The sequence below is a fragment of the Photobacterium sp. J15 genome (assembly GCF_963870815.1).
Lineage (GTDB): Bacteria > Pseudomonadota > Gammaproteobacteria > Enterobacterales > Vibrionaceae > Photobacterium > Photobacterium marinum.
Genome location: NZ_CAWMUI010000002.1, coordinates 1,213,976 through 1,225,444, shown reverse-complemented (window position 1 = coordinate 1,225,444; position 11,469 = coordinate 1,213,976). Strand labels below are relative to the sequence as shown.

The 11,469-nt window shown below is 44.1% G+C and carries 10 protein-coding genes; 8 read left to right on the top strand and 2 right to left on the bottom strand.

What is annotated here, in order from left to right; genetic code table 11:
• Positions 1–74: 74 nt before the first annotated feature.
• The 3 genes from AACQ93_RS22525 (at position 75) to AACQ93_RS22515 (ending at position 2,485) form a co-directional block, all read left to right on the top strand.
• Positions 75–821, top strand: coding sequence for a PHP domain-containing protein (locus AACQ93_RS22525; protein ID WP_064609063.1), 747 nt, complete (start codon positions 75–77; stop codon positions 819–821).
• A gap of 112 nt (positions 822–933) precedes the next feature.
• Entirely contained in the window at positions 934–1,392 is a 459-nt protein-coding gene (locus AACQ93_RS22520; protein ID WP_064609061.1) for a ferritin-like domain-containing protein, read from the top strand.
• A gap of 445 nt (positions 1,393–1,837) precedes the next feature.
• The gene (locus AACQ93_RS22515) at positions 1,838–2,485 is read left to right on the top strand and encodes a TIGR04219 family outer membrane beta-barrel protein (RefSeq protein WP_198160236.1); all 648 of its coding nucleotides are present in this window, start codon (positions 1,838–1,840) and stop codon (positions 2,483–2,485) included.
• Positions 2,486–2,581: 96 nt separating this feature from the next.
• On the opposite strand, the gene AACQ93_RS22510 is transcribed toward AACQ93_RS22515, so the two are convergent.
• The gene (locus AACQ93_RS22510) at positions 2,582–4,021 is read right to left on the bottom strand and encodes a cytochrome P450 (RefSeq protein ID WP_064609057.1); all 1,440 of its coding nucleotides are present in this window, start codon (positions 4,019–4,021) and stop codon (positions 2,582–2,584) included.
• 232 nt (positions 4,022–4,253) lie between these two features.
• Between AACQ93_RS22510 and AACQ93_RS22505 the strand changes: the two genes are divergently transcribed.
• The 5 genes from AACQ93_RS22505 (at position 4,254) to AACQ93_RS22485 (ending at position 9,427) form a co-directional block, all read left to right on the top strand.
• Positions 4,254–5,561 (top strand): lipopolysaccharide biosynthesis protein, encoded by a 1,308-nt coding sequence (locus AACQ93_RS22505; RefSeq protein ID WP_064609055.1) that lies wholly within the window; start codon positions 4,254–4,256, stop codon positions 5,559–5,561.
• A gap of 58 nt (positions 5,562–5,619) precedes the next feature.
• Complete coding sequence (locus tag AACQ93_RS22500; RefSeq protein WP_064609052.1) at positions 5,620–6,195, top strand: sigma-70 family RNA polymerase sigma factor; 576 nt, start codon at positions 5,620–5,622, stop codon at positions 6,193–6,195.
• 129 nt (positions 6,196–6,324) lie between these two features.
• Positions 6,325–7,320, top strand: a complete 996-nt coding sequence (locus tag AACQ93_RS22495; RefSeq protein WP_007468560.1) for a permease — start codon at positions 6,325–6,327, stop codon at positions 7,318–7,320.
• Between the two features lie 9 nt (positions 7,321–7,329).
• Positions 7,330–7,563, top strand: a complete 234-nt coding sequence (locus tag AACQ93_RS22490) for a thioredoxin family protein (protein ID WP_064609050.1) — start codon at positions 7,330–7,332, stop codon at positions 7,561–7,563.
• A 316-nt stretch (positions 7,564–7,879) separates the two neighbouring features.
• Positions 7,880–9,427 carry a hypothetical protein gene (locus AACQ93_RS22485; protein WP_064609048.1) on the top strand — a complete coding sequence of 516 codons (1,548 nt, stop codon included), beginning with the start codon at positions 7,880–7,882 and terminating at the stop codon, positions 9,425–9,427.
• An 858-nt stretch (positions 9,428–10,285) separates the two neighbouring features.
• Here the strand turns inward: AACQ93_RS22485 and AACQ93_RS22480 are convergent.
• Positions 10,286–11,380 carry a TRAP transporter substrate-binding protein gene (locus AACQ93_RS22480; RefSeq protein ID WP_064609044.1) on the bottom strand — a complete coding sequence of 365 codons (1,095 nt, stop codon included), beginning with the start codon at positions 11,378–11,380 and terminating at the stop codon, positions 10,286–10,288.
• Between the last annotated feature and the right edge of the window lie 89 nt (positions 11,381–11,469).

The window sequence follows — 11,469 nt, the reverse complement described above, 5'->3', positions numbered from 1 at the left end:
CGCTTGCTCTATTAACCAATAGCAGCTGATTCTGAGAATGCTTGATCTCTTCTATTATTTATGTGGAGGCGATCATGATTGAGTTTGACAAGATTTCTGATTTTTTCTCGGAATTCTATGATTTTAAGTTGAGTGACGAGCGCAGCTATTTTGACTTTCATCTTCATACCACGCAGGCAAAAGGGCGTGGTAGCTTGCCTTTTTACCTCGAATTTTTGAAAGGCAAACATCATCTGATAGCCATTACCGATCATAACGAAATCAAAGGGGCAATATCGGTTGCCGAAGCGGGGATAAACAATGTCCCGGCTATCGAGCTGGCCTGTAAGGATGGTTTTGAAATTCTGATTTATTTTCGCAAGCTACAGGATTTGGAAGATTTTTATATCCGTGAGGTGGAATGTCGTAAACATTTTTGCCGGATGGAGAGAACTGACAAGGATATAGAATACTACCTTGATGCCCTGGTAGGCCGTGATTGTTATCTATCGATTCCTCATATCAATGGATTAGCAGAAAATAACTATCTGCAAAACAAACCCTATATCAAGAAAATACTTACCCGGGTGGATGCCATTGAAACCTACAACCATAGCTTGCCTAAGAACCGTAATATCAATGCGCAGATCATCCGACGAAGCTATGAGCTTGATGCGACCTTTGGCAGTGACAGCTGTACTAATCGGGATATCGAGTCCTTTTATCGCCTGTTAAACCAGGAGCTAAGGCGCCAACATAAGTGGATGGAAAGCCTGAAGCTACCACTGGGTTCGGATCGGCTATATAAATCATCGTTATCGCACAAAGGAAATTCGGATTAATTGCCGGCTTTGGTATTACTCCAAATATCCGGGGTTGACTAAAGTTGGTATGAGTCACTGGTGTGGGGCCACCACACTTATTGCTTAGCTGTACTGCAAGTAAGGAGTCATCATGAATGACAGTGAAAAACAACAAGTAGTTGATTTGTTGAATAACATCATGGAGTTTGAGTTAGCCGGTGTGGTGCGGTACACCCATTACTCTTTGATGGTGTTTGGTTATAACCGGATCCCAATTGTTTCCTGGCTGAAGGGCAATGCTGATGAGAGCCTAATCCACGCTCATAAAGCTGGTGAGATGGTGACGCTGCTGGGAGGACATCCTTCGCTCAAAGTCGGGCCTTTACTGGAGACACACAAGCACGACATCGGCGATATTCTGCGAGAAAGCCTGGAGCATGAAAAGGCTGCGCTGGCTTTATATTACAAATTATTGCATTTGGCTGAAGGGAAATCGGTGTTACTGGAAGAGTACGCCAGGCAGATGATCAGCGAGGAAGAACTTCACCTTGACGCTGTCGATAAAATGTTGAGAAAACCGGGGGAGACGAAACCATTTCACACCGACTAGCCAAAACAAACAACGCTTCGGCAGGCAGCAGGGACGCTGCAAGGGCATATCTGATTCACTTTTCACTTATTTTATTTACGTTATTTCTTTCCTCGCCTGACTGGCTGTTTTTTGAACTCAGAATGAGATCCTGCTTACACATTTTTTGACCAGCTGATCGGATGAGATCAGATTACATCAATAACTTAAAACACCGGATGTCTCCAAGGCGATGTCATATTATGCCGCTATCTTCTTGAGTAATCACATATTTTAGCTTTCCATATTGCAACAAAGTCTTTTCGTTATAAGCGTTTAGCGTATTTTGTTCAAAATAAAAGCGATTTTAGTTATTAAATGGTGTGTTAATATGGTCGTTATGAATATACAGTCGCAATTTTGAGATTAAGTCTCATCTTTCTGAATTCATAAGAATTATACAGAGAAATAATTAAGGATAATGCAAGTGAAAAAATCAGTGTTAGCAGCATTATTAGCTACAGCTCCGTTTATGGCTTCAGCTGACATGCTGATCGGTGGTGATGTTGAAGTTAACATGTGGCAGCAGTCACATAATTTTGCGGGTTCTAAAGTTGATGGTGATGACACGAGTTTCACCTTTGAAGCCTCTCTTGAGCACTTTGTGCCACTTATTCCTAACTTCAAAATTGGTCAGTCGTCAGTAGATAACAGCGAATACGCTTACACTAAGCGTGATTACACACTTTACTACGAGTTTTTGGATAACGATCTGGTATCTCTGGATGCTGGTATCGGCCTTTCTGAGTTTGCTGACGGTGAAATTAAAGATCTTGGTTTGAAGACTGAAGATTTCAGTGGTTACCTTCCTCACGTTTACGCGGCTGCAGAAGTTGGCCTGCCAATGACACCAATCTTTGTTTTTGCGAAAGGTAACGGTATCTCTTACGACGACAACACTATGTTTGATGCGTCTGTAGGTGTTCAGTACTCTATCGGTCTTTACGCGTTTGATCTGGAATTGCAAGCGGGCTACCGCATTCATAACTTTGACTTCCAGGACTTTGACGATCTGAAGACTGACTTCGATGCTAAGACTGATGGTCTGTTTGCCGGTGTAAACATCGACTTCTAAGATTTAACCTTTTCCCGTCAGATTGTCGGGAAACAGGCCGAATTAATCGCCCCCTGTTGTTGTCATTTGTTGCAGCAGGGGGCGTTTTTTTGCCTGTTATCTGGGAATTAATTTAATCACCAGGTTTTTAGGCCGCATCGTGATTGCAAACTCTTCTTCGACAACAGGGGGATTTGTTGGTAATCCGATTGTGAAGTGCTGACATATCATGGCGATGACCATTTTTACTTCCATAAAAGCCAGCCCTTCTCCGGGGCAGTGGCGGGCGCCGCCACCGAAAGGAAACTGGTTATTGGCTTTGTGGGGGCAGGCTTCCGTGGTCATAGTAGCTTCCAGCCAACGCTCTGGATTGAATTGTTCAGCATCGGTGAAAAATTTTTCATCCATGCCGCCAAGTCGGGTCAGCATGAACAAGCCGGTTCCGGCCGGGAGTTCCGTTCCGTCAGGTAGGGTCATTTTGTCGACGGTTTCCCCTGATATCATTGGTACTGTTGATTTCAAACGCAATGTTTCTCTCGCTACTGCTTCGAGATATTTCAACTGATCGAGACCTTCGACGGTAGTCTTGCCTTCATTTTGCATCCTAATTTTGTTGGCTTCTGCATTGATTTTGTCTTGAACGTCCGGTTTTTGGCTGAGAAAAAATAGCATCCAGGCAATCAGGTTAGAGGTGGTATCTTCACCGGCAAGAAGTAGGGTCAGGATATTGGCAAATAACTCTTCGTTAGTCAGGCGATCATTGTCACCATCTGATGCGGCAACCATTGCCTGAAGGATGTTTTCCGGTGCTTCAGCCAGTTGTGGATTCTTTTCCAGTTCATCCCGGATCTGGTCGACGATGTCGAGAGCGTAAGTTTTCACTTTAACCAGTGAACGGTCGAGTTCATGATCCTGTTTCATTTTGAAGTAATGCCAGTAGGAGAACGGCATTTTGGTTCGTCGGTTTAATTGCGGGAAAATTACTTCTAAATCTTTTTGCAATCCGTCGCCATCATGTTCTAACAGGCAGGTATCGTGGCCGAAAACCAGAGATGTTGTGATATCGACAGTAAAGCGCCGCAGGTCGTCATGAATGGCAATGTCGTGGTTGTCTGCTGTTCGCTTGATCAGCCTTTGCTGAAGTCGGCTGGTGGTTTGCTCAAGCAAAGGAAAAAATGAGGTAAGACTTTTTTTGCTGAATGCAGGCATGATTAGCTTGCGTTGCCTTTTCCAGCTTTCGCCATTGGCAGACAGGACACCATGAATACCTAGTTCTTTGAAAACCTTCTCCAGGTTTGAAGTGCGGTTAATTGATTTAGGCCGACGGCGGAGTAAATCTTTCACAGCCGCCGGATCAGATATCACCACATATTCTTTCCCGGCGATGCTGAACTTAAAGGTATCTCCGAATTCACGGCTCCATTGTTCGAGTATCTGATGTAACTTCGTGTTGTTGATTTGAGGGAAATTACCGAGAAGAGGCCATCCTTTTGGCTGGGGGAGATCTTCTAATGTCCTTTTGGTTTCTTTGTTTGACCTGATCACTGATTCCGTCATGCTTCCAACTCCGTTTCTTTGTGTTGCCAGCCATGGCTTCCAGCCGTTACTTTCTTGAAGTCGCTAAGTTATTAATGTTTACATAGCAGAGCGAACACATCGTACCAGTACATAAGTATAGTTATTCATCATTTGTGTAAGGTTAATTTTTCCTTTTAGCTTATAACCGGAGGGGGATTTGGCTGGGTAAATCCGGTAACATGCTGACAAACTGGTTTTTATTGTTCTTTGTATGTTTAAGCTCGACGCTCAGCAGGCTCCTCAGCAAGATGAAGCGCTGCCTCGCCTGAAACAAGCCTTCATAACCGGGATATGGGCCACATTAGCCAGTATCTCCGTTGGATTTCTGTTTAAAATTTGGCTGGCACAGTGGGTGCCGAAAAACGATCTGGCGCTGTTTAACAGTGTGATTGATATTATCTCGCTTTCCCTGATCCTGATGACCGGCTTTCGTTCGTCGATGGTCGTTAGTTATGGTCAGACACAAAATGATCACGATATTATCAATATCTTCCGCTTCAGCCTGATTGCTATGGTGCTGGTAACCTGGGGATTGGTGCTGCCTTACATTAAGCATGAGCTACATATTAATGTCGGTTATCTTCAGTTGGTGGGTGTGATAGTCAGTATGGGGCTGAAGGTTTACTTTACCAATTTGGTTGCTATGTACCGTCTTTACAGCATATCAAATCGGGTTACATGGCTGGAGCCGCTCAGTAATGTGGTGCTGTTCTTGTTTTGTTACTACGTATTGCAGCTCGATGCGCTGTCATCGTTATTCTATGGCTTGAGCCTGTCATCATTGGGTGTGGCACTTTTCATGTATATCAGCCGCCGAAAACAGATTGCGACAAGGCCCCTGACAACGGTTCATCTCGATCCGACACTCATCAGCTATGTGAAAAAAAGCTTTACTGCCTCGCTGGAAGCTGGTGCCAGTATTTTGATGATTTACATTACTGTTCTGTTGACTATCAGCCACTTCAGCATTGATGAACTGGGTGACTTCCAGGTGGTTGTCCGTCCGGTGTTCACTTATATGACCATGCTGTTTGTATTTCCGATTTACCGTTTTGTGCTGCCGGAGCTGTCGGTTTGTGTCCGGAAAGGGCTGCACGGGCAAATCAAAGGCATTCGTCGTTGGGTGTTCAGGTTGTCATTTGCTGTCGGGGCGACTTTCTTCCTTACCATGCTACTGTGGGGTAGGGAAATTGTGATGTGGGTATTCCCGCAGCAGTACAGTGGTGCTGTACCTGTGCTGTTCCACTTCTCAATTTTCTTTATTTTCATGATGTTGAATGCCTATCAGCTGGCATATATCAAAGCGCACGGTCACTTTACTCAAAGCCTGATGATTCGTTTAAGTGGAATTGTGACACTGGTTGCAGCGTATTATCTGCTATCCGTGTTTACTGCCAATGTCGTTGCTATCATTGTGGCTCTTTGTATGGGCTATGTGATGATGTTTATTCTTTCAAGCATTGCTGAGCACCGCATTTTGCGTCGATACCGCCAGTCTGTATCGGCTGAAGCCTGTTAACCCGGGTATTTTATGCCAGCATTGTTGATTCACGCGTTGAGATAAGGACTGTATAGGAATGAGTACTATTGAATCTGCGGATTCAGTTCACCATTCAGCCGCGCCGTGCCTGATGAGGGCATGGCAGGCGCATCAGCATTCGTTGTTATCATGGTTGTATAAACATACCGACGATGATGCGCTGGCTGAAGATTTGCTTCATGAAGTGTTCCTGCGTGCAATGCGCAAAAACAAGGCATTTTGCGATATCGACAATGCCAAAGCCTGGTTGTTTCGGGTAGCCAATAACCTGGTGATAGACCAGTCTCGCCAACGTAGCTTTGTTCCTCTTGATGATTTGGATTTTGAATCGGAACAACAAGAGATAGGGGTAGTTGACAGCCTGACCCAATGCCTGCCGCGGGTGCTGAACGAACTGGCTCCGAAGGACAGTGATATTCTGAAAGCCTGTGATATTCATGGGATGACCCAGAAAGAATATGCCGAACTTCATGGTATGACGCTGGTGGCGACTAAGTCCCGTTTACAGCGGGCACGGCAGAAGCTGAAACGACAGCTTAGTCAGTCGTGTAAGGTGAAACTTGATGAGTATCACAAGGTTTGCTGTTTCACTCCTCGAGAATCAAAAAACTAAAAAAATTCTGCATCCTTTTTGCCCCTTCATCGTCTTTGTAATAACGAGGTAGTTTTATAAGGACGATGTAATGACATTTTCTTTGATTGCTTACTTTTCCGCTGAAATACAGCCGGGGGAGAAGTAAGCATGTTTCAGATTTTTTCCGATATTGCCAGTTGGTTGGTATTCGATTTACTGGGCTTGTCTGCCGACACAAAACTCGGGGATGCCCTGCATTTTTTTGTTGAAGATGTGACCAAGATTTTCGCCTTGTTGTTGGTGATGATCTACCTGATCGCGGTGATCCGCGCTTCTTTGAATGTGGAGCGTGTCAGGGATTTTCTGGCCGGAAAAAGCCGTGGCTTTGGCTATATGCTGGGCTCAATGTTCGGAGCTATAACGCCATTTTGTTCTTGTTCCAGTATTCCGGTTTTTCTTGGTTTCAGTTCTGCCGGGATCCCGCTCGGGATCACTATGGCTTTTCTCATCACTTCGCCATTGATCAATGAAGTGGCTGTATTGCTACTAATGAGCCTGCTTGGCTGGAAGTTTACCCTGATGTACATCCTGGTCGGTATGGTGGTCGGAATGCTCGGCGGGCTGTTCCTTGATGCGATCAAGGCTGAGCGGTGGTTACAGTCTTTTGCGGCTGAGGCACTGAAACATGGCAAAGAGCATGAGTTCCAGTCGAATTCTCAGGAAAGGCAAACACTGACTTTTAGCGACCGTCATCAGTTCGCAAAACAAGAAACCATCGATATTTTTGGCCGGGTATGGAAGTGGGTAATTATCGGTGTCGGCCTTGGTGCGGCGCTGCATGGTTTTGTGCCTGACGGCTGGATTGAATCTCATCTTGGCGACGGTCAGTGGTGGTCTGTTCCTGCTGCTGTACTGTTGGGTATTCCTCTTTACTCTAATGCTACCGGAGTGATCCCGGTTATGGAAAGCCTGATTGTTAATGGGTTACCCATTGGAACAACGCTGGCTTTTTGCATGAGTACCGTGGCTGCCAGCTTTCCTGAATTTATTCTACTTAAGCAAGTGATGCAGTGGAAATTACTGGCAACATTATTTGCTGTTCTGCTGGTGGCTTTCACCCTGGTTGGGTGGACATTCAATATCATTTCATTCTCAACAATATAAGGAAACAAAATGAAAACAGTTAAAGTTTTAGGGTCTGGTTGCGCTAATTGCCGTAATACAGCTGATTTGATTCAGGACGTTGCCGACGAACTTAATATTGAAATCAAGCTGGAGAAGGTGCAGGACATGGCACAAATTATGGCATACCAGGTCATGTCGACTCCGGCTGTAGTGATTGATGAGCAGGTAGTCCACAAGGGTAGTGTACCTAAACGTGACGTTGTCACTGGTTGGTTTGCATAGTAATTTGAGTATATTGCTCTAAACCCAATAATTCCCCCCTTTGTGTTAGCTGAAGTTTGTTTTGACTTTGGCTCTCAGGGGGGAACGTTTTTTATCGCAGTCATTTTTCCATTACTGAATTGAAATTGGAGATAGGCAATTAGGAATACTATGCTAGTAGTTGAGTATTGATTCACTAAAGATTTGTAATAATGGTAATAAAACGGATGAATCAGCAGGGTCGATAATGGAAAAGGTTAAGGTTATATAGACATTTGGTATTCATGATCCTGCCTGAGTTACTGCGGAATTTAGGATAGTTACAGAGGGATCTGAAATGATTAAACAAACGATAGTATTTGGTTCAGTATTAATGCTCTCGGCATGTGGTGGCTCTGATTCAGATGATGTCAGTACTGCTGATAACTCTTCGTTAGTCCCTATGGCGGCTGTAGTGGTATCACCGTTTGATGTGACACCGGAAAGTTCGGGTAAAAAAACACAGTTTAGAGCACTACCAAAAGTTTCATCTTCTTCTACTTATTCATGGGCTACGGCTCGTATTGATGCCATTTTAAATGGTTCCACACCATTGAGCAGTGTTTTTACTGCTGAGCTTTTTTATCGCACAGGCTCTAATGCTGCGTGTTACGGGCCAACGCTTTTATATACTAACCACCCTGATGGGACTGGAGTTAGCGGACAGTTACCTGGCGGTGATTTATTGATGTGGCTGGAAGAAGACACTACAGGACATGCATGTGCAGCAGCTCAAATGAATGCACGCCTGGCGGGATCCAGAGATCAATCGATGGCGGCGTTAATGGTTATTGCCAGCATGGTTTCTACAGCAAACGCGAACAGTATTGCGCTTCCCTCGGTAGGAGCAAGTATCACACTAACGACTGAAATGAATGCGCTGTCGGTTCCCAACGTAACATTCAATAGTGTAACGCTCGGTCAGCCTTCTGCTAATGAATGGAGTTATTCGATAGACTTCACTTATACACCTGTAGCGACAGCTAAGAATGTGGTTATTGGTTTAGAACATACCACTAGTGGTACGACTAATGATTACAGCGGGGTGTTGTTTTATCGGGTTGATGGTGATCAAAATGATTTCCCCGGCGGTAATTGCAACCAGGCTGACCGCACTCTTAATGGTTCGCTACGTTACGACAGAAACAGCCTGACAGATATGAAGTTACAAAGTCGAACCGGTATCTTCTGTGGTCATGGTGTGGACGGGTTGACGAGTGGGGCCGGTGATGACACCGATAATATGGTCGACGCAGCAAAATATTATGATGCCAACAGTCAGCCCGATGGATGGAGTGAAAACTTCAACATTTTTGTCGCTAACTTCAATCCAACTCAATTGTCTGGTGAATACGCTTATGTATGGCAGGCGGGCGCTGGAGATAGCCATAGTCGAGTATTTAACATTGGTGTTAATGCTCACTCACCATTAGATGGTGAATCATATGCCGGTTATGGTGAGAGAGTTGGCAGCAGTACTGGTGATGTACAAGGTATGATTTGTAACTGGGCTGGCCCGGGTAATAGCCATACTTTGCTGGAGCTTGCTCAGCGTCAGTTCATTACTCAAAATCCATTAACGGGGCTTTTTGATGCATCAATAGGTTTAGGTTCGGCTGATATTACTTATGCGCCTACAACTAGCTGTGCCTACGATGGTTCTGGAAGTTTCGTTTATGATGTTGATGCGGATGGCACTCTTACTGATGAAACTCATGCAGCAGTTGTCTCTGATTTGATGCAGCCTATTGATAGTGACTTGGATGGTACTGCGACTATCGAAGAGAAAATAGCCAGCCGCGGTTATACTTTGCCTGTCGCACCGGGCAACTGGCCGGGGCAATAATTGCAGTAATATAAAAGCCTCCTCATAGTTATTAATGCGGAGGCTTTTTAATTTAAGGTGGCAATATTTAGCTGGTTATACGCATTGGTGAAAGGTTACTGTGGACGGTATCCATATTTTCAAATGCCACGTGTTATTTATACTTTGGAAGTATTCACTGATAATTAAAATTATAACTAATTTTTGAATTTAGTTATCAGCTCCAGGATGATATCTTTCGCACAATAATTAAAAGTCGAATCACAAAATGCTAATTCAATATTAAGCAGATTATGGATATGTTTAGCTAAAACAGATTTGTCACCATTGTCTAAAAATTTACTTTTAATAAAGTAGCACTTTATGTGTAAATTCAATAAATCAATGTGTTCACCTTCCTGCCCGGTAAGTGTCTGATATTCTTCGATCTTGGCTAGTGCTTCCTTCATGATGCTTATCTCTGTTTATAGGGGTTAGATGACTATTATTGATCTGGTTTTGGTTTCAAATAACGAGATAAACCGTTTCATTGATGTGTTGATTAGCATGACTTTTCTCTCATTATGTTATTTTATGTATGATTTATATTCTATTTCCCAGCTGATTGAAAATGATTTTTGACTGGTTTGACCTTATCTTTTTTAATTAATAAATCCTTACATTTTTAGCTGGGAGGTATTTGAAAGTATAAGTGTCATTTTAATGTTGGTTTGATGTCACTTCTTTGTCTTGTTTTTTTGTTTTGTGATTTTATCTGCGCATTTTGATTATTGTTTGTTGTCTGTGTTCATATAAAAGAAAACCTCTGCGAGATAATTTTGGCAGAGGCTTTTCATTTTCCATGGTCGTATTCAGCAAGTTAAACTGTATGGTGAAACATCATTGTGGGTTTCTGGCATTCAGATAAGCTTGCTCAGAAAGTGAATGCCAGTCATGACCCTGATCTCGGAACATCATGTAGGAGACATAGACTTTCTGGCTCATTGGGTCTTTTTTCGCTTCTTCTGCTACCACCTGCTCGGAGATATCTTTCAACTGCTCAAGCACAGCGGGTGGAAATGGCAGCAGGTTAATTTTATAGATACCGACCAAGCGCTCTAACGCCGCATTATTGCGCGCGGTATATTCGGCCAGTACGTTGTTATTAACGACACGGGTGGCATTCATTACTATTGACTGCAGATCTTCAGGTAATTTTTCAAACGCCTTTTTGTTGATCAGTGCTTCAAAAATAGTGCCGGGCTCATGCCAGCCTGGGAAGTAGTAATATTTCGCGACACGATGCAGACCAGATTCCATATCATTGTATGGACCAATCCATTCTGCGGCATCAACTTTGCCGTGTTTCAGTGCCATGTATATTTCGCTGCCGGGCAGGAGCATGGTTTCAACACCCACCTGATTCAGTACTTTACCGGCAAGGCCCGGAATACGCATTTTCAGGCCTTTCAGATCATCTATGGTTTTGATTTCTTTGTTAAACCAACCGCCCATTTGTACGCCTGTACTGCCTGCCGGCATAGGAATTATACCGAAAGGAGCATAAGCCTCATGCCATAGTTCAAGGCCGCCGGCGTTATAGATCCAGCTGTTCATTTCTTGTGCGGTGAGCCCGAAGGGAACCGCTGCGAAAAACTGACCAGCAGGGACTTTATCTGTCCAGTAAGATGCGGCACTGTGTCCCATCTCAGCTTTGCCGCTGGAAACGGCATCGAACACTTCCAGAGCTCTGACTATTTCCCCGGCCGCATAAACGGTGACTTTGATACGCCCATTACTCATCTCATTGATGAGCTTTGCCAGTTCATCAGCTCCCTGGCCTAATCCCGGGTAGCTCTTCGGCCAACTGGTGACCATCTTCCACTCATGTTCAGGCTTGTCAGACTCGGCTGCATTGGTAATAAAAGGGAATAAAAGCGTACTCACAATCGCTGCGGCCACGGCGAATTTTCTTACGACATCCTGCAATTGCATTGTGCTTTCCTCAACGTTGTTGGTTAAGAGGGATTTATTGCTTGTTTAAGCTGTAAATATAGACACTTATTTCGGGGGTATTTGAGTTG

Coding starts and splice junctions, on each gene's coding strand:
- AACQ93_RS22525 (WP_064609063.1), top strand. CDS start 75: ATGATTGAGTTTGACAAGATTTCTGATTTTTTCTCGGAATTCTATGAT.
- AACQ93_RS22520 (WP_064609061.1), top strand. CDS start 934: ATGAATGACAGTGAAAAACAACAAGTAGTTGATTTGTTGAATAACATC.
- AACQ93_RS22510 (WP_064609057.1), bottom strand. CDS start 4,021: ATGACGGAATCAGTGATCAGGTCAAACAAAGAAACCAAAAGGACATTA.
- AACQ93_RS22505 (WP_064609055.1), top strand. CDS start 4,254: ATGTTTAAGCTCGACGCTCAGCAGGCTCCTCAGCAAGATGAAGCGCTG.
- AACQ93_RS22500 (WP_064609052.1), top strand. CDS start 5,620: ATGAGTACTATTGAATCTGCGGATTCAGTTCACCATTCAGCCGCGCCG.
- AACQ93_RS22495 (WP_007468560.1), top strand. CDS start 6,325: ATGTTTCAGATTTTTTCCGATATTGCCAGTTGGTTGGTATTCGATTTA.
- AACQ93_RS22490 (WP_064609050.1), top strand. CDS start 7,330: ATGAAAACAGTTAAAGTTTTAGGGTCTGGTTGCGCTAATTGCCGTAAT.
- AACQ93_RS22485 (WP_064609048.1), top strand. CDS start 7,880: ATGATTAAACAAACGATAGTATTTGGTTCAGTATTAATGCTCTCGGCA.
- AACQ93_RS22480 (WP_064609044.1), bottom strand. CDS start 11,380: ATGCAATTGCAGGATGTCGTAAGAAAATTCGCCGTGGCCGCAGCGATT.